Here is a 25811-nt window from a genome sequence, read left to right as displayed (position 1 = left end):
CGCCGGGGGCCGCGGTGCGGGGGAGAGGGGAGCCGGTGCCGCCTCAGCCCATCTCGTCGGGGTCGGGGCCCAGCCGGGTGCCGTTGTCCAGGGTGGACAGGCCCGTCATGTCGTCGTCGTCCAGGACGAAGGAGAACACGTCGATGTTCTCCTCGATCCGGGAGGGAGTGGCGGACTTGGGGATCACCACGTTCCCGGCCTGGAGGTGCCAGCGCAGCACCACCTGGGCGGGGGTGCGGCCGTGCTTGCGGGCGAGCTCGGCGATCACCGGGTCCTCCAGCAGCCCCTTGCCCTGGCCCAGCGGCGACCAGGCCTCGGTGGCGATGCCGTGCTCGGCGTGGAAGGCGCGGGACTCGGCCTGCGGGAAGTTGGGATGCAGCTCGATCTGGTTGACGGCGGGGACGATCTCGGTCTCCTCCATCAGCCGCCGCAGGTGGGTGGGCTTGAAGTTGGACACACCGATGGCCTTGGCCCGGCCGTCGGCGTGGATCTCCTCCAGCGCCTTCCACGTCTCGACGTACCGGTCCTGCTTCGGCGCGGGCCAGTGGATGAGGTAGAGGTCGACGTAGTCCAGGCCCAGACGTTCCAGCGAGGCGTCGAAGGCGCGCAGCGTGGTGTCGCGGCCCTGGTCGTTGTTCCAGACCTTGGTGGTCACGAAGAGCTCTTCGCGCGGCAGCCCGGACTCGGCGATGGCCTTCCCGGTGCCCTTCTCGTTCTGGTAGATCGCGGCCGTGTCGATGCTGCGGTAGCCCGAGGCGAGTGCGTGCCCGACGGTGGCGGTGGCCTCCTCGTCCGGCACCTGCCACACGCCGAAGCCGAGCTGCGGCATCCGGACGCCGTTGTTGAGGATGATGTTGGGAACGTTGCTCACGAGCGATCGGTCCTTGTCAGTCGGTTGGCGACACGTGTACCCGGGGTCCCAACGATCATGGCAGCGTTGTCATTCCCGCCTCGCCGCACCCCGTCGCACTCCGCCATACCCCTCTGCGCCCCCGCGCACCCCGCCGTACGACCCCGGACCCGGCCCCCCGTCCCACCTGGCCCCGCCCGCCCCGCTCAGGTCCGGTAGAGGGCGTCGATCTCGACCGAGTACGTCTTCTCCACGACCTTGCGCCGCAGCTTCAGCGAGGGGGTGAGCAGCCCCTCCTCCTCGGTGAACCGCGACCCCAGTATCCGGAAGGTGCGGATCGACTCGGCCTGGGAGACCTGCGTGTTGGCGGCCGCCACCGCCCGTCTGACCTCGGCCTCCAGCTCGGGGTCGCGCACCAGCTCGGCCGGGTCCAGGTGCGGCTTGTTGCGCATGGTCAGCCAGTGGTGCACGGCGTCCTCGTCGAGGGTGACCAGCGCGGCGACGTAGGGCCGGTCGTTGCCGACCACGACGCACTGCGCCACCAGCGGGTGCGCCCGTACCCGGTCCTCCAGCAGCGTCGGCGAGACGGTCTTGCCGCCGGAGGTCACCAGGACGTCCTTCTTCCGCCCGGTGAGCGTCAGATAGCCGTCCTCGTCCAGCGAGCCGAGGTCGCCGGTGGCGAACCAGCCGTTGTGCAGCACCTCGTTGGTGGCGCGGGCGTTGTTCAGGTAGCCGGCGAAGACCTGGCCGCCGCGCAGCCACACCTCGCCGTCCTCGGCGATGTGCACCGTGGTGCCGGGGATGGGGAGGCCGACGGTGCCGAAACGGGTCCGCTCGGGCGGATTGGCGGTGGCCGCGGCGGTGGTCTCCGTCAGTCCGTACCCCTCGAAGACGCGGATGCCGGCGCCGTCGTAGAACAACCCCAGGCGCCGCTCCATCGCCGAGCCGCCCGACATCGCGTGCCGGCAGCGGCCGCCGAGGGCGGCACGCAGCCGGGAGTAGACGGTCCTGTCGAAGAAGCCGTGCTGCATCCGCAGTGCCGGACCGGGGCCGCGCCCGGTCCCGAAGGCCTTCTCCTCCATCGCCTCGGCGTAGCGGACGGCGACGTCCACCGCCTTGTCGAACACCTCCAGCCTCCCCTCCGCCTCGGCCCTGCGCCGCGCGGCGTGGAAGATCCGCTCGAAGATGTAGGGCACGGCCAGCACGAAGGTGGGCCGGAAGGCCGCCAGGTCGGGCAGGAGGGCGGCGGCGGTCATGCTGGGCTGGTGGCCGAGCCTGACCCCGGCGCGCACCGCCCCGACCTCGATCATCCGCCCGAAGACGTGCGCGAGGGGGAGGAAGAGCAGGGTGGAGGCATGCTTGCCGTCCCCGTCGGGGAAGAGGGCCTCGTAGCGCCGGACGAGGTTGTCGCACTCGGCCATGAAGTTGCCGTGGGTCAGCACACAGCCCTTGGGGCGGCCGGTGGTGCCGGAGGTGTACAGGACGGTGGCGGGGGTGTCCGGGGTCAGCGCGAGCCGGTGGCGGTGCACCACGTCGGCGTGGAGGTGCGCCCCGGCGGCGGCCAGCGCCCCCTCGGCGCCCGCATCGAGCTGCCACAGCCGCTTCAGGCTCGGCAGCCGGTCGATGACCGAGCCGACGGTCATCGCGTGGTCCTCGTGCTCCACGACGGCGGCCGTCACCTCCGCGTCGTGCAGCATCCAGTGGACCTGCTCGGCCGAGGAGGTGGGGTAGACCGGCACCGGCTGGGCGCCGACGGACCACAGGGCGAAGTCGAACAGCGTCCACTCATAGCGGGTGCGCGACATGATCGCCACCCGGTCGCCGAAACGCACGCCCTCGGCGAGCAGCCCCTTGGCCAGCGCCAGCACCTGGTCGCGGAACTCCGCGGCGGTCACGTCCCGCCAGGTGCCGGAGGCGTCCTTGCGCGCCATCACCACCTGGTGAGGGTCGGCGTCGGCGCGGTCGAAGACGGCGTCGGCCAGACCTCCGATCTGAGGCTCCGTCGCCAGGGCCGGGACGGTGAACTCGCGCACGTGCCGCTCCTCGTCGCGCTGTGCCATGGGGGACTCACAGCGAGGTGACCGTATCGGATCCGAGACGCGCCCAGGAAGGGAGGTGATGCGGCCCGGCGGGGTGAATACGGTCACTTCGGGACGCCCGTACCGGGCCGTCACCGTTCATCCCGGTCCCCTCCACCGGATCTCCCGCGCGGATCCCCCTCTTGTGCGGTGGGACGTGGCCGCCGGGGCGCCGGCTCCCGGGCCTGCCCCACCCGCCTGCCCGTCCCGCGCGCCGCTTCCCGCCCCGGTCCCGCGCCCGCCCGTCCCGCCGCCGTCAGGCCCGCCGGACGCCGAGCGCGACGCGGTGCTCGCCGGCGTAGACGTTCATCGACGCCCCCCGCAGGAAGCCGACCAGGGTCAGCCCCGTCTCGGCGGCCAGATCGACGGCCAGGGAGGACGGGGCGGAGACGGCCGCCAGCACGGGCACCCCGGCCATCACCGCCTTCTGCGCCAGCTCGAACGAGGCGCGCCCCGACACCAGCAGCACCGCGCGCGACAGCGGCAGCTCCCCCCGGGTCAGGGCGCGCCCGACGAGCTTGTCGACGGCGTTGTGGCGCCCGACGTCCTCGCGCAGGTCCAGCAGCTCCCCCTCCGGGGAGAACAGGGCGGCCGCGTGCAGGCCGCCGGTGCGGTCGAACACCCGCTGGGCCGCGCGCAGCCGGCCGGGCAGCGCGGCCAGCACCTCCGGCTCCAGCGGGGGGAGATCCCCCGTGATGGGCCAGCGGGCGGTGGTGCGCACCGCGTCCAGGCCGGCCTTGCCGCACAGCCCGCACGAGGAGGTGGTGTAGACGTTGCGCTCCAGGGTGATGTCGGGAACGGTCACCCCGGGGGCCAGGCGCACGTCGACGACGTTGTAGCTGTTGCGGGTGGTGCCGTCGGCCTGCTCGGTGGCGCCGGCGCAGTAGACGATGTTCGCCAGCTCCTCCGGGCCGCCCAGTACCCCCTCGCTGACCAGGAAACCGGCGGCCAGGGCGAAGTCGTCGCCGGGCGTGCGCATGGTGACCGCCAGCGGCCTGCCGTTCAGGCGGATCTCCAGCGGCTCCTCGGCCACCAGGGTGTCCGGGCGCTCGCTCACCGCACCGTCGCGCAGACGGACGACGCGGCGGCGTTCGGTGACTCGGCCCATGGAAGATCAGTCCCGTCTCGAAGTGGTGCTGTACGGCCGCGGCTCCTCGGGCCGGGCCCGAGGTCCCATTGTGCGCCGCCGACGGTCCCCCGGGCGCCGGGAGGCTCAGCCGGTGAGGCGTCCGGCGAGCCGGCGGGTCGCCGGCGCCGGGACCGTCCCCAGGAGGTCGTGGAGCAGTTCCTGCAACTGCCGGTAGCTGCGGACCGCCTCGGCCCTGCGCCCCTGGCGGTCGAGGGCGTGCAGCAGGACGCGCCAGGCCCGCTCGCGCAGCTCGTCCACGGCAATGACCTGGCGGGCCCGTTCCTCGGCCTCCTCGGCACGGTCCGTGGCCAGCAGCGCGCTCCCGTGCTCCTCCAGCGCCCACAGCCACCGTCCGGTGAGCCGTTCCCGCTCGCGGTGGGCCCACTCCTGGTGCCAGTCGGGCAGGAAGGGGCCGCGGTAACAGGCGACCGCCTGCTCGCAGGACTGCCAGCGCGGCGCCCCCTCCTGCCGGCGGGCGCGGTCGACCCAGTGCTCGAATCGCTGTACGTCACTGGTGACCCGTACCCCGGGCGAGAGGCCGTAGCGCCCGGCGCGGTGGGTGATGTAGTCGGCCCTGGGGTGCCAGGCCGGGCGCAGCGCCGAGCGCAGGAGCCGTATCGTGGTGCGCAGCCGGGCCTCGGTCCTGGCCGGGTCCTCGCCGGGCCACAGGAGCTCGATGAGTTCGTCGCGGGTGGCACCGCCGGTGTGCGCGAGGCGGAAGAGGATGAGCTGCGCGTGCAGAGAACTCCAGCGTTCGGGGAGTACGAGCACCCCGGACAGGCGCACTTCTGAACCGCCCAGGCAGCGCAGGCCGATCTCGGGCAGGGGCTGGTGCCCGGCGTCGGAGATCGCCTCGGCGGCCATGCCGCGGATCCTTGCGGTGGGGTCCCGGTGGCCGGCGAGCAGCTCGTACGCCCACGCCTCCCGCTGTCTGCCGAGCGCCCTGACCGCCCATTCGCGGACCCGCTCGTCGGGTGAGGCGAGCAGATCCGCGGCCAGGGGAGCGAACGCCTGGGCCCAGGCCGTTCCCAGCGGGTCCGGGAGCGGCAGGGTGGCGGCCCCGTGCTCGATCGCGGCGGGCAGCAGCCCCCCGAGCCGTTCGGTGATGGAAGCGGTCAGCCCCGGATAGTGGCACATCTGGGTGAGTAGGTGGCCGACGTGTTCGCACAGCGCGCCCCGGTCGCCCTCGGCGTGGGCGAGGGCGGCGGCCGCCAGCCTCCACCGCAGCTGCTGGTGCGGGTCGCCGTAGCGTTCGAGGAGGACGCCGGCCTCCTCCAGAGCCGCCCTCGCGTTCGCCGGGTCGGCGAGCCCCGCGTAGGCGACGAGATGGACCGCCAGCGTCCACAGGTCCTGCTGCATCCGTGCCACGTCCACCGCCGAGCGCGCGGTGCGGGCCGCGCTCAGCAGGCTGCGGGAGGCCTCCACTTCCGCCTGGGCCATCAGCACGTCGGCGCCCAGAAGCGAGGAGCATCCGGAGTCCAGCTCCCGCAGGGAGCGCCGGCAGGCGTCGTGCGCGGCCTCCGTGTCGCCCTGGTGGAGCAGGGCGACGGCACGGTTGTACTGGGCGAAGCCGACGATGTGGGAGACGGGCGGACTGCCACTGTGGCGCAGCGCCCACTGGGCGTGGTCCAGGGCCTCGGCGTGCTGCCCGCTCCAGTTGAGCACGAAGGCCAGGCAGTTGTGCGTACGGGCCAGGCCCAGGCGCAGGCCGTGCTGCCGGGCGATGTCGACCGCCTCGCGCAGCAGCGCCCCGGCGTTGTCGAAGTCCCCCCGCCGCAGGGCGACGAGAAGGGCGGTGTTGGCCAGCACGTGCCGCTGTCCTTCGGCGTCCGCTCGGAGCTGGAACACGCGCAGCTGCCTTCGCAACAGCCCCTCGGCCTCGTCCAGCCGCCCCTGCCCGCTGTGGACCAGCGCCAGCCCCTCCCGTAACTCGTCCCAGTCGCGGTGCTCCTCGTCGGTGTCCGCGAGCAGCCGCCGGGCGGCCTCGAGAAGCCGCCCGGCGCCGGGGATGTCCCCGCGGTACCAGCTCAGGACGCCCTGCGCGGTCAGCACCCGGGCGCGTTCGTTCGGGTGGCCGGCGCGCTCGGCGAGCCGGTGCGCCCGCTCGTAGCAGAGCGCCGCCCGCTGCCATTGCGCCAACTCGGTCCAGGCCTCCCCGGTGCGCAGCGCCAGTTCGATGTCGTCCGCGCTGAGATGCGACGGGATCCGCTCCACCAGCCCGACGAAGGTGTGCGCCTCGCCGCGGTCGCACAGCGGCTTGGCGAGGTTCTTCAGCAGGGCGACGGCTTCGGGGAAGTCGCCACTGTCGATCGCGTGCCTGCACCGGGTCGTCTCACGCACGACCAACGGAGTCTCCTCGTAGCCGATCACGGCGCGTCGCTCCCCTCTCCGACACGGCTGTGACGGGGGACTGCCCCCAGGTCACGGGTCGGACGCGTGGTTTCACTCTCGTTTCATCGCCGGGCGCCACGCTCTGAGCGTAGATGTCGTGCCCGCGCCATGCGTAGAGGGCGAATCCGCGCATGCCCGGGCCGCGGCCGGTTCCCCGACGAAAGCGAGCCGTCACCGTGACAGATCTCCCACCGTCGCCGTTACCGTCACCGCCGACCGGGCCGGACGCGCCGTGACCGCGACGAGCGCCCGCGCCCGAGGGCCGCGGCTCCGCCGCGTCCTCGGTGTCCTCGGACTGCTGCTCACCCTCGCGGCCACCACGACCGCGCCCGCCTCCCCGGCCCCCGCACCCCCGCCGCGGCCCGAGCCGGGACCGGCCACCTCACCCGGCCCCCAGCGCACACCGGCCCAGGCCCACCACTGGCTGGAACTCAGCGGCAACACCGCGGGCGACCAGTGGCGCGGCACCCAGCACATCGCCTTCACCAACACCGGGGGCACGCCCCTGGACCGGATCTGGCTGCGCCTGTGGAGCAACGGCATCCACGGCTGCGCGGCGACCGACCCGATACGGGTCACCGGGGTGACCGGAGGGACGCCCGGCCCCCTCGCCCAGGACTGCACGGCCCTGCCCGTGGACCTGCCCGCCCCGCTGGCCCCCGGCGACGCCACGGAGATCTCCTTCCACCTCGCCATCGACGTGCCCTACCAGCACCAGCGGTTCGGCAGGGTCGGCGACTTCTCCTACCTGGGCAACGCCGTACCCGTCCTGGCCGTGAGGGACGCCGGCGGCTGGCACCTGCCGCCGTACGTTCCCGAGGGCGGCAGCTTCGGGGAGAGCTTCTTCTCCCTGACCGCGGACTTCACCGTCACCCTCGACCACCCCAGCGCCCTCGCCGTCCCGGCCACCGGAACCGTCCAGAGCACCCAGAGCGCCGACGGCCGCACCGTCACCCGGATCCACGCGCCCCGGGTCAGAGACTTCGCCTTCGCCGCCGGACCGTTCCGCGAGGTCACCGCGGTCACCCGCACCGGGGTCACGGTGCGCGGCTGGGCCACGCCCGACGTCACCTCGGCGCAGGCGCGGTCGGTGACCGCGACGGTGGGCGGCGCCGTCGACTTCTTCTCCGACAGCTACGGCGCCTACGCCCACGGAGAACTGGACGCCGTCATCAGCGGCGCGTTCACCCCGCAGGGCGGCGGCATGGAGTACCCGGGATTCGTCCTCACCGAACCCACCGGATCCGTCGCCGCCCACGAGACGGCCCACCAGTGGTGGTACGGCATGGCCGGAAACGACCAGTACCACCATCCCTGGCTCGACGAGTCGGTGGCCCAGTTCGCCACCGACCTGTACCTGAACCGCCGGCGCGACTGCAGCCCGGTGAGCGGCTGGCCGTCGGCCTCCGCCCGGGTCGACGCCGGCATGGACTACTTCGCCGGTAATTACGCCGAATACGTCCCCACCGTCTACCACCAGGGCGTGTGCATGCTCCACGACGTGCGCGCCACCGTCGGCGCCGAGGGACTGCGCCTGGCGCTGAGCGACCTGATGGCCCGCAACCGGTACGGCGTGGTCGAGCCCGCCGAGTTCCGGCAGACGGTGCAGGAGCACAGCCGCACCGACCTGGACCCGCTGTGGCAGCGCTGGCGCAGCGACCGCGGCTGACCGCGACCGAACCGCCCGGGACGACCCGGGAGAACCCCGAAGGCACGACGAGAGGAGACCAGATGACATCTGACCGCGGACACCGCGCACACCGCAAAGGGCGCTTCGCGCCCTTGTGGACCAGACTCGGCTGGGCGGCCGTCATGGCCCTGCTGGCCGCACTGCTCGCCCCGGCGGCGCAGGCGTCCCATTACCACACCGGTTCCACCCAGAGCCATCTGCACAACATGCACTACAACACCGTGAACTCCGGCGGACCCGGCACGTACGACGAGCAGTACTGCGGCCAGGTGCACTCCAGTTCCTACCTGACGCACAGCCAGGCCACGAACTTCCTGCAGAACACCCTCACCGGCCAGGGCGACCGCGACTGGGACGGCACCGGCGACTACCGGATCGACATGTGGCTGGCCCCCAACCCCTGCACCTCCTACCCCTCGGCCGAGCGGGCCGGCATCGAGATGGAGTACCACTACGCAGCCGACTGGAGCAGCGTGTGCGGCGGCAGCTACGGCTACTACAACTGCGCCGTGGACCAGAACCCCGTCTACAACTCCGCCTACGGACACACCGACTACCGCTGGAACGTCATCTACCTGGTCGACAGCTCCGGCGGTCAGCTCGACAACCGCGGACGCGCCTTCATCAACCACGAGACCGGGCACTCCTGGGGCCTGCTCGACCCGCGCTGGGACGGTGACTGCCACACCCCGAGCATCATGCACGGCAGCTACACCTACGGCTGCACGAACTGGCAGAACTGGTGGCCCAGCAGCTACGACTACAACTCCGTCGTCACCGTGATGAACGGCGTCTGACCTCCGGCCGAGCGGAAGTGGGATTCGACATGCTTCGACGACTGCGCGACAGCAGGACGAACAGCGAGAGCGGTGACAGGGGGAACAGCCGGAGGAACACCAGGAGCAACAGCCGGAGGAAGGCGGCCCTCCACCTGGCGGCCATGGCCGGGGTGCTCGCACTGGCGGGCGGCTTCGTCGCCCAGAGCGCCTCACCCGCCCACGCCGAGCTGACCCTGGAAGGCGGACTGCTGGTCAGCACCCGCGAGGACTTCCGGCTCTGCGTGAGCACCACCGGAGAGCTCGACAACCCCCGGCAGGCCCGCGCCGAACTGGTCTCCGGACTCGCACAGGTGCAGAAACACCCCGACTGGGAGGCGGCGTTCGGCGCACCGCCGGCGCGGGCCGCCGTCGCCGCCGCCGACACCTGCCCTTCGGTACGGCTGCCGGAGAGCGTCGAGCGCACCACGATCGTGGGCCCCGGCGTCACCGAGGACCCCACCCCGTACCGCACATGGGTGCACATCCTCGACGAGCGGACCGCCGACCGCGTACTGGGCGCCGGGGTCCAGGCCGCCACCGCCCCTGCGGAGATCATGTTCGACGCGGACCGGCGTGGTGCGACCGTGTCCACCGCCGTCCTCGTCCGTGCCGGGCACCTGGACGACCAGACGTTCCGCAGGGGCCTGCTCACCGAGGGGATCGGTCTGCTCCCGACGGTGAAGGCCCCCGACCTCTCGGCGTCCGTCCACTCCGTCAAGGGCGCCTCCGAGGCGGACAAGGGCGGTGAGAGGTGAGCCGGCTCCCCGTCCCGCGCCGACTGCTGACCGCGGTGGCGGTGGTGGCACTGACCCTGTTCGGCGCGTTCGCCTCCACGGCCGCCGCCACTCCCCGCGGCGGGCAGGACGCGCCCGCCAGCGTCGGCGCTCCGGCCGACTCCGCAGGCCCGGCCGCCCGGGAGGTGGGCGCCACCGCCACGACCCGCTCGATCAGCTGCGCCGGGGCGGGGCGCGCGGCGGGGTGGCGGGGCAACCAGCTGGTGCTCGCCGTGGCGATCGCCCTGGCCGAGTCCGGCTGCACCCCGGGAGCCACGGGATACAACGGCCCGACCACCGGCTGCCCCTACGGATCGGCGGACCGGGGCGCGTGGCAGATCAACGACTGCTACCACTCCGACGTCTCCGACGCGTGCGCCTACGACTTGCAGTGCAACGCCGACGCGGCCTACCGGATCTACGGCTGGAGCGGCGGCTTCACTCCGTGGACCACCTACAACACCGGCGCCTACCAGGCGTACTGGAGCGAGGCCGAGGCCGGCGTCAACGCCCCGTCCGGCAACAACACCTACACGGTGCGCACCGGCGACGGCACCGGCTACGTCAACCTGCGCTCCGGCCCGGGGACCGGTTACTCCGCCGTCGGCCGGGTCCAGGACGCCGACACCGTCCGGATCAGCTGCTACTCCCTCGGCACCACCCACGTGGGTCCCTGGGGCAGCTCGAACCTGTGGAACAGGCTCACCAGCGGTTCCTGGATCAGTGACGCGTTCGTCTACACGGGCTCCGCCGACCCCGTGGTCCCGCGCTGCTGACCTTCCACCGCCCGGACACCACCGGCCCGGAGGCGGGCCGGTGGTGTCCGGGCGTACGCGGTTTCTCACCTGCGGTGAGAGCCCGCGCGATCTCCCCGCACCCCGCCGGACCACGGCTTATGCATGTGAGAGGCACCGCGAAAACTTGGTATGGTGTTCCCCGTCGCCGCGGCCGGAAGGCCGCGGGTCGCACACCGGTCCGGGTGGCGGAATGGCAGACGCGCTAGCTTGAGGTGCTAGTGCCCTTTATCGGGCGTGGGGGTTCAAGTCCCCCCTCGGACACCAGTGGAAGCCCCAGTCGATCTGGGGCTTTTCTGTTCTTCCGGCTGTGGCGTGACCAGCTCCTTCGCTCCTCTTCGTGTACCTCCCTCGTGGTGTCCTCGCCCCGGTGCTTGGCAAGCCGCCCGTCCATGAGCTGTCCCATGGCCATGTCGGAGCGGAACGTGAGGGCGCCTGCCTCATGGTCGCGTGCCACTTCGGTGAGAGCACTTGGGAAGGACGCACAGGGGCGCGGAAGCCGGACGCCAGCCCCCGGCAGCCCGGCAGCGGGAAGCCCGCCGGGCTCCGGGATCAGTTCGTCACGTCAGGGGGCAGCGTGGAATTCTTCGGCTACCGCGTCCATCAGGAGTTCATCGCAGGGCCGACCGCGCCAGTAGCCGGACTGCCGCAGGCGCCCGGCGGGTTTGAACCCGGCCTTCTCATAGGCGGTGAGCCCCGCCGCATTCGGCTCCAGCACCTTCAGCCAGACCATCCGCAGGGCGGCGTACTCGAACGCCCACCGCAGCGTCAGGGCCGTTGCCTCTGTGGCCAGCCCTTGGCCCCGGGCTTCCGGTGCGAGCAGGATGACGTACTCGGCGGTCCGTACGGCTGAGTCGATCTGGAGCGTTGTGAGACCGACCGGAGTGCGCTCCTCGGTGGTGATCACCTCGAACTGGGGGAAGTCCCGGTTCCGTCCGGCCGCTTCCCACTCGCCGGCACGGACCTCCCAGGATTGAGGGACCTGCGTCCCGAAGCCCAGGATCGTGCCGGGGTCGTTCTCCCAGCGGTGGTAGTCGGGCAGGTGGTCGCGGTCCGGCATGGCCAAGCTGACGCGCTTGCCCGGGAGCAGGATGTACGGGTCGGTCATCGATACCTCTTCGACGTTGGTTCTGTTCCGTTGATGGGGGAGTAGTCACCGGTCTGGTCCGGTTCTTCGACAGGCCGGCCGTGAACGTCACAGATCCACGCGTGCATGCGTATCGGATCGGTGGCGACGCCGTGTCGCCAGGCTCCTCCACGGCCGCCGATCGCCAGCAGGAGCGCGGCTGCCGTGGACTCTTCCAGGCATGCGACACGGGCGGGGAACAGGCGCGCGGCCCAGCGGACCGACCGGACTGCCAGACCGGCGTGTGAATGGTTCCGGGTTCGGTAGGGACTCAACCCTTTGAGAGGGGCGAGCCATGGCATGTCCTTTCTCGTACTCGCTTGAGGTGCGCCATCGTGCGGCGCGCATGGTCGCCGAGATGCGGACCGATTACGACATCGAGTGGGCCGCGATGAAATTGGTCGCCACGAAGCTCGGGATCGGCACGACCGAGGTGATCAAACCGCAGCGGCTCCGGAGACCCATCTCCCAGGCCGAGCCGGCCACCGCCGAATGGAGCGACTGGTACAACCGCACCCGGCTCCACGGTTAGATAGGGCACACATCCCGCTCATCGAATACGAAGCCAATCACTACCTGAGCACCACGAAACCCAGGCAACAGTCACCATCTGAGATCTCTACCGACCCGGAAGGGGGCAGGCGTCGGTAACCGGAGTCAGAAGGCCCGCAGTCTCTCGATGTGTCGTCTCTGTCGTTTGTCATCCTGTTTGATATGCACACTGATGAGCACTCTTTGGCCGTCCGGCTTATAGTAGATGCGGCCAAGCCGATCTCTTCCCGCGATACCCGTCGCCAGTTTCGTCACCTCATACCAGCCACGCATTCCCTCGAGATCCTTCCCGATGAGGCGCCCAGAGTCAATCTCGGCAAGTGCTCTCATCGTGGATGCTGGCGATTCGAGGTTGGCGATCACATCGACCGCATCGAGAACGAACTCGAGGCGGCTGAACACCTGAGGCAGGAACTCAATGACACCCCCGCGCCGAGGTCGTTGCGCGGTCGCGACACGAAATCGCTCAGTCTCCAGCGCCTCAAGCTCCGACAATCTCCCAAGGAGTGCTTCTACCTGCGCCGCCAAGTCGTCAGCGCGTGCTCCGCTTTCTGCGGCCTCCGAGTCGGCCACTCGCACACGCTCCAGCAATGAGGAGTTCTCGGCAAGAGCGAGTTCTTGAAGTTCCTCGGCGTCAGCGAGACTTTTCACCAGTTCTGCCGTGTCAGCCATGCCTCCCAGACCTTGTTGGAGCACGGCGAGTTGCTTTTGCAGATCTGAATGATGTCCTTCTGCGAGGGCAAGGGATTCTCGGTATCGATGCTCGCTCGCTTCGGCGTTCGCAAGATCGTGACGGAGTCTCGCGAGCTCGCGTTCAGCCGCCTCGCCCTTGCGCGTCGCGACGTACAGCTGGTTGAGCAGCTCCTCGATCCGAGCCTCGGCATCAGCGAGTCGAGCGGTAGTCGGATCCGTGACTGGAGCAGCCGGAGCGAGGGGCGACGGCGGTGAGATGACAGCCCCGACGAGAGCAAGAGCTTCGGCTTGGCTGCCCTTGAACCGAAGACGCGCGAACCAGTCGTAGAAGTTGCCATCATCTGCTGGACGATGGCTGACGTCCCAGCGCTGAATGCTGAGATTCGCGTCCTCGAACGCTGACACCAAGCTGCTGGCAACGCGCTCCGACGCGTTGAAGACGACGTAATGCCCATACTGGTTGGTTTCGAGGTGCCACTCGATGTCGAAGCCGCTGGCTTTCTCCAGCGGTTCACCGGTAATGGGAGCGTACGGGACCTCCGTTCCGGCGAACAGAAAACGATCGCAGTCTGCGAGTTCCCAGCTCGATCCGTCCAAGTCGATGAGATCGCCCTGGCGGAGTGGGTAGACGGAGCCCGCATATGCGACGCCCGCATACCCATCGGGAGTAAGACGAATCGGACGGCGGACTCCAGACTCGACTTCCGTTCCGTGGTCCAGCACTCGCACGAATGCCTTGGCGCTCGCCATGTCACGCCGTTCCGCATCGGCACTCCGGGTGCCCCCACTGACGCTTGCAGATGGCGCACGGCTTGTAGTACAGGTGTTCCCGCAACTGGTCCTCTGTCGCTCCGTCGCGCACGTGCCGGGTGAAGGCCCTTGAATTGTGCAGATACAGCACGTCGCCGGGAACGGTCGCCTGGTCCTTGTCCCTCGCCACATTGGCACGGACGACCAGTCCCGCCTGTGGCGCGACCATGGACTCCTCAGGTGCTTTTGGGTCCGCGGTTGCACCTCCGGGCTTAGCCGAAGTCGGGAGGCCAAGACCGAACTCCAGATCGTAGTATGACGCCGTGACTTGATCGTGCTTCTGGCTTGATGACGCCTCGACCCACAACACCAAGTCGTCGTCGAGAACGACCTTCAGCTCGAGGCGCTCGTGCAGTGGCGGCGCGGTCTCGTCGACGCTGAGTGTGATCATTCCCAGCGATGTTCGCCGCTCGCTCGCCTGCGGATGTGATGACAACGCGGTCGGAGTGGCGATCGGAAATTTCGCCTTCCCGTCCGTCGGATCAGCGCAGTATAGGTGAAGGGTTTCGTGTTTGATCTCTCCACCGAGAGGCATTTCAGTTCCCGCAGCGAGGAGCGGCATCAACGACCCACGGGCAAGCTCGAGTTCGATGGGCTTTGCCAGTCGGAGCCTCTGCCTGTCATGCGCAATCCACGCAGATCCTTGTGAGATCAACGTGGCACTGTTCGTCGGCACCTCAACTCGGTCCGGTCCAAACAACTCGTGCAGTCGGCTCCGAATCGCGGGCATGGCCGCCATGCCACCGACCACTACGACCAGCGAGACCTGGCCGGGCGCCATCGAAAGGCTGCCGAGCAGCGACTCGATCTCATCAATGCCCGCCGTCACGAGCGGCCGCGTGATCTCCTCCAGCTCCTGACGCGTGAGCTGATATTGCAACGTGGCACCTGATCGGAAGTAACTTGGCCGGTAGAACGTCACGTCAACGCGGTCAGCAGAGAGCTCGATCTTGTTACGCTCCGCGTCCTGGAGAAGCCGGAGTTCAGCCTCAGGGATTGCAAGGTCGTCCTCAGCGGCATTTTCACGAGCCCGAACGCGCTTCACGACCTCATCGCGAATTACCTTGTCGAACTCGTCTCCGCCGACCTGGGCCGAGCCACCGTTACGAAGTTGTCGAACCTGTCCTTCGTCGACTCGGCAGAGAGTCAGGTCCAGCGTTCCGCCGCCCCAGTCGACAACCAGGACGTTTCGTCGTGCAAGCCGCCGCACCATCTCTTCCGGGTCGTCTGCTCCCCGGATGAACCCGTACAGGGCGGCGAGCGGCTCGTGGACGAACTGCGCTACACGCATCCCGGCCCCGGCGAACGCCTCCCGCAGTGCCGCGCGTCGGTATCCATCCATGGTCACGGGGATCGTGACCACAGCGTTGTCGAGGTCGCCGAGCACGTTCCGCTGTGGACTGCGCAGGGACTCCGATCGGACGTGCCGCACGACGTCCGCGACGATGTCCACGGGGCTCCGTTCGACGCCTCCGACGGCGATTGCCTCCTCGCCGAGAAGGAACTTCGGCGATTTCACCGTGTTGCCGTGCACCCCAATGCCCGCGGCACCCAACGCGTCCTTGGCTTCGCGGCCGACGACTACCTGCTCGCCTTCGTACCGGACGATCGAGGGATGTGGTCGGCCAGTCTCGACGTCCATCACGTCGATCACGCGGTCGCCAACTACCACCGAAACCAGGCTGTTAGTCGTTCCGAAGTCAAACCCGACGATCACGCGAAGCCTCCAGACGCGTCCTTCAACTGCTCGACCTCACGCGTGAGGGCAAGTAGGGAACGGTCGAGGAACTCCTCCGCGACGTTGGGCGCACCGTTCCGGAGCGCGTGCAGACCATCGGTGAGTAGATCGATCTCACCCCCGAGGCGCCGGATGATGCGCGTTCGCAGCGTTTCGTAGTCGTCCGTCAGATGACTCTTGTCGACCATTCTGCTATCGCGCTCGGCCGCGAGCTCCTTCTGTAGTCGCACCACGTTGGCAGAGAACGCGTCGGCGCGAGCCAGTGCGGACCGCTCACGTTCCTCGATGGCTGAAATCTCATGGTGGAGCCGGGTCTCGCGATTCCGCGCGGCACTAGCCTCATGCTCGAGTTTTGTGACTTGCTGTTCCAAACGGGCGATCCGGGCCAGGTAGTTCTCGCCCACGATCCCGAGTACGTCGAGATCGCTGCTTGCCCCGATCTCGCTGACGGCTCGCTCTAGCCCTGCTGCCTTTGGGGCCTCGTGCTTCCAGACAGAGTCGTACGACGCATCGATGAACTGATCCAGGGTCCACTCGTGTTGGAGCGCGCGGAGGAGTCCATAGCAAGCAATCGCGTTCTTGGCGAGGCGCTTACGGTCTGCGGCCTTGAGCTGCTTTGGGGTCAGTCCAAGCTCGTCGGAACCGATCCGCCATGCCTGATCACGCAGGTGTTCAGCCGGGAGCTGTGGATCCTTGCGGGGATCAACCAACTGGTCCATCCAGACCCGGAACACCGGGCTGTTGCCCATTGCGACTACTGCGAGCTCAACGAGCCGGTTCAACGCCTGAGCGAGATCACCATCCTCGGCACGCTTGAGCGGGACCCCCTGGCGCGCCGCGTACTGAAGCAGCTTGAAAGGAGTCGACAATATTGGGTCTGTCGACGCGAGAGAACTGATTAGAGCCTTCTGTGACGCGAATCCCTCATCGGTAATCGGTAGCTTCTTGAGGTCCTCCTTCGAGAACTCAAGCAGTCGAGCGTTCGACTTGTAGGCGAAATCCAGCAACTCCTCGAACGATGTAATGATCGGCTTTGGTTTCGTCTTGGACTTGGCCCGTTGCGGCCGCTCCTCCGTAACGGACGCCGCCGGCGCATCGTCAACAGGCGCGGTCGAGGCGATGCTATCGCCGGTAGCGGTAGCCGACGCAGGGACGCTCGGCCCAGACTCCGCGCCGGGTTCCGGAATGGTTTCGTTGCTCAACGTCCTACCTCTTGCAATCGGGTCCGAAATCCTGCGTACCAGGCGCCAGTCTCCTTGGAGTGCCTGAGCGCCTCGCCATGTCGTGATGCACCATCGATTTCTCCCACAGCGAGCAGCGCCTCAGCCGCGATGAGACGAACCTTGAATTGGTCCTGGGGCCGAAGCTCGCCCAGCGAGGGCAGCAGCTGGGTAACCACTGGTGACTGAGTCCCGTCCAAAGCGGCTGCACCGACGTCCAGGAGGTCCTCGGTAACGGAGTCGCTCAAGGCCTGATCGAAGCTTCCATGCGACCGGTCGGCCAGGCTTGTTGTGGTGAATGAGCCGCCTGTGAGGATGGATCGGAACCGCGCCGCGACATCGGAGACGCGGTGGCTGTTGGTCTTGCGCACCGCAAGTGCGAACTGGTTGTAGTGAAACGCGACCAAACCGCAGATCGCCTCCGCTGCGGGCCGGTCGAAGGCCGAAAGAAAAGAGACGGCGCTGTTGTAACGCTGCTCGTAGAGTGGCGCACCCGACGCATCTACCTGGCCGGGGTCCTCGACCTCCTCACGTGCAAGCACGCCGTACAGGTATGTCGCCAAACCTTCTCGGTAACGGCGGGCCGTCGCCCCGCGTCCGGCACGCATGATGAAGGCGTCGATTGCGTTGCGGCTCAACTCGCGACTGGAGATGAGCTTCTCCAAAGCCTGGTCAACGAGACAGAGGTCGTCTTCTTCTGCAAGGCAGAAATCGAACTCAAACGTCCGCTCCAGCGGGCCATTGGAAACAGTCACCGTCTGGACGCCAACCTTCACCGACGCAAGGAAGCCAGCGGCCTCAGACGGTGAGGTTTTGCGGCCGTTGACGGCGATGGATTCGACATCCGAGGTCACCCAATCGGCGGAGACGCTGGGGCTCGTGACCATCAAGCGGGTGCGCCCGCACTCTCGCCCCTTGAAGAGGAGGGTTGGCCGCTTAGTCGCATGACCGTCGAAGCGGTGTGCTCGGCGGGCACGTTCGGACGAAAAGACGAGCCCACACTCAGCGCAGGGAAACTCTGGGGGCTTTGGCGGGGGCGGTGGTCCGACCGATCCAAATCCAGTCGGTTCATGGAACTCCATGTAGCCGGTGTGCCAGAACCCCACGAACCCCTCCCGTTGCTTCCTGATCCGCACCCCTTGTACCTTCGGAAGGCTAGTCGGAAAACAGGGACTTTGCGAGGTCGCGGGTTGAGTGAGACTGACCCGTGATGTGTTGTCATGTCACGTTCGTGTGGACCCAAGTGCCGATTCAAGCGCAGCTTCAGTGGTCATGCCGAAAGCTGTTAAGGCAATTGATGATTTGAGGAGGTAAGTTATCTTTCTGGTATTCTGTCCAAAAATTTCGCGAACGTCACACAGTGCAGGCCCCCGCAGCCTCGCGTGGCTGAGGGGGTCTCGCGTTACAGGCACGCCGGGTGCGCCGGGGCCCTGCCAGCTGGGGAGGGGCGGCAGGGCCCCGGCGGCCTGTCGGGTGTCAGGCGTCCCGCTGCGGGGAGGTCGGCCCGACGAACTCCGCCCAGGCCTCGCGCGACACCGTGAGGACCGGCCCGGCAGCGGCCTTGGAGTCCCGGATGTGCACGGCGGCCGTGCCGGCCGCGACCTCCACGCACTGACCGCCCTCGGTCCCGCTGTAGCTGCTCTTGAACCAGACGAGGCCGGAGGCGACGGTCGAGGACTCAGTGTTGGTCATAGTGATCCCAGCACCCCTTCGATGAACTCCAGCGACTCTCGCGGACTGAGAGCCTGTGAGCGGATGATCCCATAGCGCGCGTGTGCGAGAACCGCCTGTTCCGGGTCAGTCTGAAGAGAGCCGATTCCCTGCGCCTCGGCGTACAGGAACTTCTTGCCGTCCTTGCGTGTGACGACCGTGAACGGTCCGTTCACGCCCGCGTTGTCCTCGCAGCCGAGTGGCATGACCTGAAGTTCGACGTTCCGCTTCTGGCCGACCGTGAGCAGGTGTTCCAATTGTCCGCGCAGCACGTCCTTCCCACCGTACGGGCGTCGCAGCACCGGCTCGTCCACCACGAAACTGAGCAGCGGCGCGGGCCGCCGGCCCAGGAGTTCCTGGCGGGCCAGCCGTGCGGCGACGCGCAGTTCGATGGTCTCCGGGTCCAGCGGCGGGCGCCGCATGCCGAGCAGCGCACGCATGTACTCCTCGGTCTGGAGCAGGCCGTTGACCACGAGCGTGTCGTACATGACCAGTTCGATGGCCTCCTTCTCCAACGCCGCCATCCCCTGGAAGAAGAGCGGGTACTGGGCCCGCTCCACCTCCTCCTTCCACAGAGCCAGCAGCCCGTCGGCGCCCAGCACTTCGTCCGCCCGCTCGATCGTCCGGGGCGACGGAATCCTCCGCCCCTGCTCGAACGAGGCGACCGTCGAGGCCGAGTACCCGATCCGCTTGCCGAACTCCTCGCGCTCCAGCCCCTGCCGCGACCGCAGGGCCTTCATGGTCCGCCCGAACGCGGTGACGACACCGCGTCCGCTCTCGTCCTCCGGCCGCCGCCCGGGCCCGTCGTCGCCTTCCCAGCCGTCACCGAAGTTCACGACCGCCCCGCCACTCGGGGCGGTCTCCCCGTCCGTACGCTCAGTCATCGAACATCACCTCACCGGGCCAACGCGCCTACCCGGGAGGCGGTCACGCCGCATGCCTCGTACCCGCACGCGTACCGCGCGTACAAGCGGCCCGCGAGGCGCGTCACCACTGGTCGTGCCGCGCCGCCACGGGGACCGTGGTGGGCATGACGAGCAAGCCCGGCAGCCCCGTTGACGCCACCCGTCCCACCCGCCTCACCGGCCCCGGCGACCACGTCTTCGGGATGCGCTTCACCTCCACGCCCAGAGGGGCCCGTCTCGCCCGGCGGCTGGTCGCCGTCCGCCTCGACGCCTGGGGGATCCCGTACGGGACCACAGCGCACGACGAGATCGTGCTGATCGCCGCCGAGCTCACCGCGAACGCCGTGCGGCACGGGCACGTGCCCGGCCGGGACTTCCACCTCCGCCTGCACGCACCGGCCGGCGGCCGGTGCGTACGCGTCGAGGTAACCGACACCCGCGCCGAACGCCTGCCGGTGCGCCCCGCCGCCCCGGACGCCGAGCACCCGCAGGAGTCGGGCCGGGGCCTGCTCCTGGTGTCGGAGCTGGCCGCGCGCTGGGACTGGCACCCGCGCCGGGACGGGCCGGGCAAGACCGTCTGGGCGGAGTACGCGCTGGGGGAGCGGCAGACCGACGGGCAACGCTGCGCCGTGCTCGCCGACCTTCCCGGCACCACGGTCGCCGACGCCGCAGTCGGTGACGAGTCCGCACTGCGCCCCGCCGCTCCGGCCGCCGCCCACCGCACCCTACGGGGACTTCGGCGGCCGGAGCGCCGCGCAGCACAGGAGGAACACGGCGAGGCAGCACGACAGTGCGAAGGCCTCGGTGCGGACGAGATTCACGGTGCCGTCGGTGAAGACGCAGTCGACGGCCGGGGGCAGGAGGCCGCGGTCGGTTCCCGTGATCTCGCCGGAGGGCGCGGAGTTCAGACGGGCCAACTGCCAGCGGAAGCACTCGTTGCCGAGGTCGGCCTCCGGCAGGCCCATGAGCGGAGCGATCCGGATGACCCAGAGGACGGCGGCGGCCGCGGGCGCGAGGATCACGCCCGCCCTGGCCCAGCGCGGCGCGGGCGAGGGGAGGCTCGTCGCCCGGGCGGCCGTGCCGGCCACCAGAAGGGCCGCCCCGCACCACAGCAGCCAGACGCCCGCGGCCGTGGGGTGGCTGGGGCCGTATGCCGACGAGTCCGTCCAGTGGCACTCGAACGCCGGGGGGAACACGTCGACGCGGGTGTGGGTCAGCGGATAGTCGTCGTCCAGGGTCCGCTGCCCGCAGATCTCCGCCGGACGCGTCAGCGCGAAGCCGTAGGCGAGCGTGTGGGCGTACCCCAGCGCGGACGTACCCGCGCCCAGTGCCCACCAGCGCCGGTGCCGCGCGGGGCGGCGCCGGCGCTTCCAGAACCCGTAGCCGAAGGTCCCGGCGGCCAGTTGGACGAGCAGCACCAGCCACAGGAACAACCACGCGAACACCCGCCGCCCCTTCCGTCCCCAGTCCAGACGGGAAGGAGCCCGCCGGCGGTTCCGGGCGGAAGGGTGGAGCCCGGACACGGCGATAAAGGCGTGCGGGCGTTCGAGCCGGTGGGGTACGTTCCTGCCTGTTCGAAGGGGGGCCCGACGTGGCGAAGCTGAACCAGATCATCGCGGTCGAGAAGGGTGTCAAGAGCAAGGCGCTCCAGGACATCACCGCGGCGCACCACAAGGTGCAGAAGCCGGCGCTGCTGGCGGGCATCTCGCGCACGTACCAGCCCAAGGACGAGGAGGGCGAGCAGCTGCCGCCCGAGTCCACGCGGGTGCAGGTGCAGGCCGAGGACGTGCTGCGGGAGATGTCCGCGTCGCTGACCCGGCTGTTCGACGTGACCGCCACCAAGGACCGGGCGAACTGCACGGCCCGCGCCGACGTCACCGTCGACGGGCGCACGATCGTCGCCGACGCCCCGGTGAGTTACCTGCTGTTCCTGGAGAAGCAGCTCACCGACCTGCACACCTTCGTCAGGAAGCTTCCCACGCTCGACGCCGCCGAGTCCTGGTCGCGGGACCCGTCCACGGACTGGTGGAAGACGGACCCGGTCCGCACGATCCGCACCAAGAAGGTCCCCCGCAACCACGTCAAGGCGGAGGCGACGGACAAGCACCCGGCGCAGGTCGAGGTGTACTACGAGGACGTGCCCATCGGGTACTGGACGACCGTGAAGTTCTCCGGAGCGCTTCCGGCGCGGCGGGTCAACGAGCTGGTGGAGCGGGTGGAGAAGCTCCAGCAGGCCGTGAAGTTCGCCCGCGAGGAGGCCAACGGCGCCGAGGTCACCGACCAGCGGGTCGGCGACGCGGTGTTCGGCTACCTGTTCGGCTGACACCGGCCGCGGGTAGCATCCACGATCGCCCCCGCGTGCGAGCGCGGGGGTGCGCGACCAGGCGCGGGCCGGAATGAGGACCGGTTCGCGTGAGGAGCGCAAGCTGACACTGAAGTTCAGCCTGAAGCAGCGGTGACAGTGAAGGTTCGAGTCCTTCCCCCGGCACAGCACCACCACCGACGGGCCGGGGTAGCCCAACTCGGCAGAGGCAGCCGCCGTCAATCTCAGACTCTCGCTCCAGTCTCAGCATCGCCGCCGATCGCCGGATCGACCGGGGACGGACGAACGCCGTCGGGTGCGAGTTCGACTCTCGCCTGCACCTCTTGCGCGGTGCGGTAGTTCAAAGGCAGAACACGACGGCATGATGACTGATCCGTCCTCTTAAACGCCGCCGGCGTGCGCAATTGGGTGGCATCCCCAGGGGCCCGGGAGCTGGATACGACTCCCGGGCCCCGCCACGTCGTCCGGCCGACCACGCATCCCCTCTCCGTTTGCCCGGCGGGGCGGCGCGCGGGGCACGCGCCACGCCACCGGGCGGCCGGTGAGCGTCAGCGGTCGGCGGTCAGGCGAAGGGGATGGTCAGGACGGAGCCCGAGCCCACCTGGATGGTGGACGCGCCGTTGCCCAGGGCGCTCCAGACCTCGACGCGGACGGTTCCGCCGTCCAGGTCGCCCAGCTCACCCGAGGCGGAGTGCAGCCCCTGCCGGGCCGAGGAGTACTCCTCCCAGCCGGGGACCGGGTCGGTGGCGAAGTAGCGGAACGTCTCGACGCGGTCGAACGTGCCGTCGCCGGTCAGGTCGTAGGAGACCCTGACCTGCTGGGCGTTTCCGACGGCGGTGCCGGCGTCCACGTTGAAGGTGAAGGCCGTGGCCGAGCCGGACTTCAGGGTGCCGTTGACGTTCTCCACCTCGTAGACGAGCGGGTTCTTCGGCGTGCCGTCGTTGTTCGTCCCGCCGGCCGGCTCGATGGTGTCGGCGGAGGACGTAGAGGCCGCCTCGGTGGCCAGCTCACCGCCCGACCGCAGGTAGAAGGTGTCGGCCGTCACCGGCGGTTTGCCGGTGGTGGTGGCGGTCATGGCACCGCTGGCCGGGCCGACCTGGCCGACACTGTCGCGGGCCCTGACGGTGTAGGTGTACTCGGTGCCGGGGGTCAGTCCGGTGTCGGTGTAGGTGGTCTCGGTGACCGTGGCGACCTTGGTGTCGCCGCGGTAGACGTCGTAGTCCTTGACGCCCTTGTCGTCGGTCGCCGCCTCCCAGGTCATCTCGACGGAGGTGCTGGTGATGTCGCCGACTACCGGGATGCCGGGCGCGCCGGGCGGCTGGTCGCGCTCTCCGGTGGTCAGGAAGGTCACGGACTCGCTGGCCGGGCCGACCTGGTTGGAGGTGTCGCGGGCCCTGACGGTGTAGGTGTACTCGGTGCCGGAGGCCAGTCCGGTGTCGGTGTAGGTGGTCTCGGTGACCGTGGCGACCTTGGTGTCGCCGCGGAAGACGTCGTAGTCCTTGACGCCGAGGTCGTCGGTCGCCGCCTCCCAGGTCAGCTTGGCGGAGGTGTCGGTGATGTCGCTGGCCACCGGGGTGCCGGGCGCGCTGGGCTTTTCGTCGCCGGGGGCGCCGCAGAGGGTGCCGAGTTCGTTGTCGTCGCCGGCTCCGGACGCGGTGGACTTCGCCGGGACGTTCAGGACGCCGCCGTCGGAGAACAGCACCGAGCACTCCTGCTCGCCGTGGTTGTGCGCGGCGTAGGTCCTGGTGCCGTTCTTCTCGAAGGCCACGGCGGTGGCCGTGTTGGCGGTGACGGTCATGTCCGGCGCGCCGATGGAGTTCATCGTGGCGACCCAGTGGTAGGTGTGCGCCTTGGTCTCGCCGGCCTCGGGGACGTAGCCGCCGTTCCACTGGTTCCAGTACTGCATGGCCTTGGCCGGGTCGTAGAGCGCCTGGACCTCCCAGAAGATGTCCCGCCACTCCACGGCCGGGCCGCCGTTCTCCTCCTCCATCTCGGCCACGCTGCGGCGCAGCATCTCCTTCTCACGTGCCAGGTGCAGCGAACCGCCGCTCACGGGAAGGAAGTTGATGCCGTGGATCTCCTCGGGGTTGGCCGTCCACCAGGTGGCGTAGGCGCCGCCGCTGCTCCAGACCATGCCCACGATGTCGTGGGTGAAGTCCTCGGGGTAGACCTCCTGGTCGGCGTCGAACCAGTACTGCGCGATCGACTCCGACTCGGTCATCATCATGTAGACACCCTGGTCGCGCAGCGCGTCGTCACCCATGGCCGAGCCCCACAGGATCAGCCCCGCGCTGAGGTTGATCGACTCCGAGGACGACTCCTGGTTGTTGCCGGCGGCGAAGGCGGAGTGGCCGGCGGCCCAGCTGTGGCCGGCGTAGACGTCGAAGCCGCGCAGGAACGGGTACTTCTCGTCGTCCCTGGCCGGGTTGGCGGCGTCCCTGATGAGTTCCTTGACCATGCCGCCCCATTCGGAGTCGGCGGCCCACTGCGGGTCGTACTGGGCCACGATGGCCGCGGCCATCACGTAGTACGAGTAGTGGAAGTGGTGGTCGTTGAGCTCCTGGTCGCTGCCGTAGGAGGCGGGGTAGCCGATGAGGGTGCGCCAGTCCTTGTCGTAGGAGAACTCCGACGGCCCGCCGACGGTGAACCACTCCTCCATGCGTCCCTTGATCAGGTCCAGGAGCTTGTCGCGGTTGGCGGTCTCGCCGATCTGGTCGGCGATCGGCACCAGTTGGGCGAGCTTACCGAGCGCCTTGCCGGTCCAGTAGGTGTCGATGGCGCCGCTGAACGGGTCGCCCTGCGTCAGCACGTCGTTGATGTACGTCTTCAGCTTGGCCTTGTCGACGCCCGGCGCGGCGGGCAGCCCCGGCAGGACGCCGTTGACCTTCTGGACGGTGGTGAACGAGGTGCCCTCGCGGACCTTCATCTCACCGCGCGAGGAGACGTAGCTGTAGGAGGTGAGGTCGTCGGTGGTGTGCAGCCACTGGTGGCGGTAGAGCGCCTGGAGGGTGCCGGTCTCATCGCCCTCCTGCGCCTCGGTGGTCAGCGAGTAGGCCGCCTCCACCTCGCCGGCGCCCTCGTCGTAGCTCCAGTCCACCTTCGAGTCGGTGACGAAGCTGAAGGCGTACTTCTCGTACGTCGCCAGCGCGTCCCTGTCGGGCAGTACCGCGAGCGAGAAGTAGTCCTTCGAGCCCAGGTCGGCGCGGATCTGGCTGCCGGAGACGGTCCAGTCGGTGCCGGTGGGGGCGAACAGCGCGTAGTGGTGGCCGGAGATGGTCACGCCGAGCACGTTGCCCTCGTCGGCGAAGACGGTCGGCGCGTCCGCCGCGGTGATCTGTGCCGCGCCGCCGCTGCCCTGCGCGTACACGTACGGCAGGCCGTGGCCGATGGTGGCGCGCAGGGTGCGGGAGCCGTCGGACCAGTAGGGGCTGACGGTCCAGTCGCTCCACCCGTCCGCCTTGGCGTCGGGGGAGTTCAGGCCGGCGATGCCGAGGGTCAGGTCCGCCTCGTGGGGGAACTCGTACTGGCGGCCGCCGCCCACGATCTGGTGGTCGGTCGGGTAGCCGACCTCCAGGCCGCCGGAGACGGCCTTGTAGGTCAGGGGGTGGCCGTACATGTTCTCGGAGTACGGGTTGGCGGAGAACCGCTGGAAGGCCAGCGAGGACCACCAGTCGTTGGTCGGCACCGGCTTGTCCGCCACGGCCTGGGTTACCTTCGGCTTGACGGGCTGGCCGCCGCTGTCGGAGGGGCCCTGCCTCCCCGCCGGGCGGACGTCGCTGTAACTGCCCTTGCCCACCTCGATGGTGGCGGCGTGGGCCACGCCGGCACCGGTGGTCGCCGCCAGGCCCGTCGCGGCCACCGAGGCCGCCGACAGCATGGCGAGACGTCTGAGGAATCTCATGAACAGCCCTTCTTTGAGAGCGCTCTCAACAAGTGGCGACAACGTAGAGTCCTGACGGTGCACGGTCAATACTTGAAACCGCGGAACTTCGAAAAAGGTGCATGTGGTTCAAACGTCGATCACTTGTCGACGACTTCGGGCACAAGCACCCGCCCAGGCCGCCGCACGCGCGTGACCGGTGCGTTCGCGAGGTGAACCGAGCCTCCGGGCGGGCGGGCGCCGCCCGCCCGCCCGCCGCACGGTTTCCGGACATGGCCGGTGGGCGCCCTACCGCCCCCGCCTCCCTACTGCCCAGACTGCTGTGCGGATC

20 protein-coding genes, 1 tRNA gene and 1 pseudogene are annotated in these 25811 nt (G+C 69.2%); 8 read left to right on the top strand and 14 right to left on the bottom strand.

Annotated elements, in window-relative coordinates; all coding sequences use genetic code 11:
* Positions 1 to 43: 43 nt before the first annotated feature.
* From ACW69E_RS10645 to ACW69E_RS10630, 4 genes are all read right to left on the bottom strand, one after another.
* A complete protein-coding gene (locus ACW69E_RS10645; protein WP_457497915.1) occupies positions 44 to 871 on the bottom strand; it encodes an aldo/keto reductase in 828 nt (275 codons plus the stop codon).
* A 185-nt stretch (positions 872 to 1056) separates the two neighbouring features.
* A complete protein-coding gene (locus ACW69E_RS10640) occupies positions 1057 to 2883 on the bottom strand; it encodes an AMP-dependent synthetase/ligase (RefSeq protein WP_457497981.1) in 1827 nt (608 codons plus the stop codon).
* 301 nt (positions 2884 to 3184) lie between these two features.
* Positions 3185 to 4036: a formate dehydrogenase accessory sulfurtransferase FdhD gene (gene fdhD / locus ACW69E_RS10635; RefSeq protein ID WP_457497914.1), complete on the bottom strand. Its 852-nt coding sequence runs from the start codon at positions 4034 to 4036 to the stop codon at positions 3185 to 3187.
* A gap of 105 nt (positions 4037 to 4141) precedes the next feature.
* Positions 4142 to 6397, bottom strand: coding sequence for a BTAD domain-containing putative transcriptional regulator (locus tag ACW69E_RS10630; RefSeq protein ID WP_457497913.1), 2256 nt, complete (start codon positions 6395 to 6397; stop codon positions 4142 to 4144).
* Between the two features lie 283 nt (positions 6398 to 6680).
* Between ACW69E_RS10630 and ACW69E_RS10625 the strand changes: the two genes are divergently transcribed.
* From ACW69E_RS10625 to ACW69E_RS10605, 5 genes are all read left to right on the top strand, one after another.
* Positions 6681 to 8117, top strand: a complete 1437-nt coding sequence (locus ACW69E_RS10625) for a M1 family metallopeptidase (protein WP_457497912.1) — start codon at positions 6681 to 6683, stop codon at positions 8115 to 8117.
* A 62-nt stretch (positions 8118 to 8179) separates the two neighbouring features.
* Positions 8180 to 8935, top strand: coding sequence for a hypothetical protein (locus ACW69E_RS10620; protein WP_457497911.1), 756 nt, complete (start codon positions 8180 to 8182; stop codon positions 8933 to 8935).
* Positions 8936 to 8964: 29 nt separating this feature from the next.
* Positions 8965 to 9711 (top strand): hypothetical protein, encoded by a 747-nt coding sequence (locus tag ACW69E_RS10615; protein ID WP_457497910.1) that lies wholly within the window; start codon positions 8965 to 8967, stop codon positions 9709 to 9711.
* Positions 9708 to 10505, top strand: a complete 798-nt coding sequence (locus tag ACW69E_RS10610) for a hypothetical protein (protein ID WP_457497909.1) — start codon at positions 9708 to 9710, stop codon at positions 10503 to 10505. The genes ACW69E_RS10615 and ACW69E_RS10610 overlap by 4 nt, the downstream gene beginning before the upstream one ends.
* 197 nt (positions 10506 to 10702) lie before the next feature.
* A tRNA-Leu gene (locus ACW69E_RS10605) sits at positions 10703 to 10790 on the top strand.
* A 298-nt stretch (positions 10791 to 11088) separates the two neighbouring features.
* Here the strand turns inward: ACW69E_RS10605 and ACW69E_RS10600 are convergent.
* Complete coding sequence (locus ACW69E_RS10600; RefSeq protein ID WP_457497908.1) at positions 11089 to 11631, bottom strand: GNAT family N-acetyltransferase; 543 nt, start codon at positions 11629 to 11631, stop codon at positions 11089 to 11091.
* Entirely contained in the window at positions 11628 to 11951 is a 324-nt protein-coding gene (locus ACW69E_RS10595) for a lasso peptide biosynthesis B2 protein (protein WP_457497907.1), read from the bottom strand. The genes ACW69E_RS10600 and ACW69E_RS10595 overlap by 4 nt, the downstream gene beginning before the upstream one ends.
* A 56-nt stretch (positions 11952 to 12007) precedes the next feature.
* Here ACW69E_RS10595 and ACW69E_RS10590 point away from each other — a divergent pair, with 56 nt between their 5' ends.
* Positions 12008 to 12181 (top strand): hypothetical protein, encoded by a 174-nt coding sequence (locus ACW69E_RS10590; RefSeq protein ID WP_457497906.1) that lies wholly within the window; start codon positions 12008 to 12010, stop codon positions 12179 to 12181.
* A gap of 125 nt (positions 12182 to 12306) precedes the next feature.
* Here the strand turns inward: ACW69E_RS10590 and ACW69E_RS10585 are convergent, their stop codons facing one another.
* From ACW69E_RS10585 to ACW69E_RS10560, 6 genes are all read right to left on the bottom strand, one after another.
* Entirely contained in the window at positions 12307 to 13644 is a 1338-nt protein-coding gene (locus tag ACW69E_RS10585) for a hypothetical protein (RefSeq protein ID WP_457497905.1), read from the bottom strand.
* Between the two features lies 1 nt (position 13645).
* Complete coding sequence (locus ACW69E_RS10580; protein WP_457497904.1) at positions 13646 to 15421, bottom strand: Hsp70 family protein; 1776 nt, start codon at positions 15419 to 15421, stop codon at positions 13646 to 13648.
* Positions 15418 to 16644 (bottom strand): hypothetical protein, encoded by a 1227-nt coding sequence (locus ACW69E_RS10575; RefSeq protein WP_457497903.1) that lies wholly within the window; start codon positions 16642 to 16644, stop codon positions 15418 to 15420. Before ACW69E_RS10575 ends, ACW69E_RS10580 begins: the two co-directional genes overlap by 4 nt.
* Complete coding sequence (locus ACW69E_RS10570; protein ID WP_457497902.1) at positions 16641 to 17516, bottom strand: hypothetical protein; 876 nt, start codon at positions 17514 to 17516, stop codon at positions 16641 to 16643. Before ACW69E_RS10570 ends, ACW69E_RS10575 begins: the two co-directional genes overlap by 4 nt.
* Before the next feature lie 622 nt (positions 17517 to 18138).
* Positions 18139 to 18354 carry a DUF397 domain-containing protein gene (locus tag ACW69E_RS10565; protein WP_457497901.1) on the bottom strand — a complete coding sequence of 72 codons (216 nt, stop codon included), beginning with the start codon at positions 18352 to 18354 and terminating at the stop codon, positions 18139 to 18141.
* Positions 18351 to 19256, bottom strand: a complete 906-nt coding sequence (locus ACW69E_RS10560; protein WP_457497900.1) for a helix-turn-helix domain-containing protein — start codon at positions 19254 to 19256, stop codon at positions 18351 to 18353. Before ACW69E_RS10560 ends, ACW69E_RS10565 begins: the two co-directional genes overlap by 4 nt.
* A 146-nt stretch (positions 19257 to 19402) precedes the next feature.
* On the opposite strand from ACW69E_RS10560, the pseudogene ACW69E_RS10555 reads away from it, so the two are divergent.
* Positions 19403 to 19873: pseudogene (locus ACW69E_RS10555) on the top strand (ATP-binding protein); the annotation flags it as partial.
* 129 nt (positions 19874 to 20002) lie between these two features.
* Here the strand turns inward: ACW69E_RS10555 and ACW69E_RS10550 are convergent.
* Complete coding sequence (locus ACW69E_RS10550; RefSeq protein ID WP_457497986.1) at positions 20003 to 20722, bottom strand: hypothetical protein; 720 nt, start codon at positions 20720 to 20722, stop codon at positions 20003 to 20005.
* A 146-nt stretch (positions 20723 to 20868) separates the two neighbouring features.
* Between ACW69E_RS10550 and ACW69E_RS10545 the strand changes: the two genes are divergently transcribed.
* A complete protein-coding gene (locus ACW69E_RS10545) occupies positions 20869 to 21600 on the top strand; it encodes a DUF7873 family protein (RefSeq protein ID WP_457497899.1) in 732 nt (243 codons plus the stop codon).
* A gap of 562 nt (positions 21601 to 22162) precedes the next feature.
* Here the strand turns inward: ACW69E_RS10545 and ACW69E_RS10540 are convergent.
* Entirely contained in the window at positions 22163 to 25501 is a 3339-nt protein-coding gene (locus tag ACW69E_RS10540) for a glycosyl hydrolase (RefSeq protein WP_457497898.1), read from the bottom strand.
* Between the last annotated feature and the right edge of the window lie 310 nt (positions 25502 to 25811).

Source organism: Streptomyces sp. SS8, assembly GCF_054072955.1.
The sequence above is the reverse complement of the archived record's forward strand: the minus strand, read 5'-3'. Positions and strand labels throughout refer to the sequence as shown.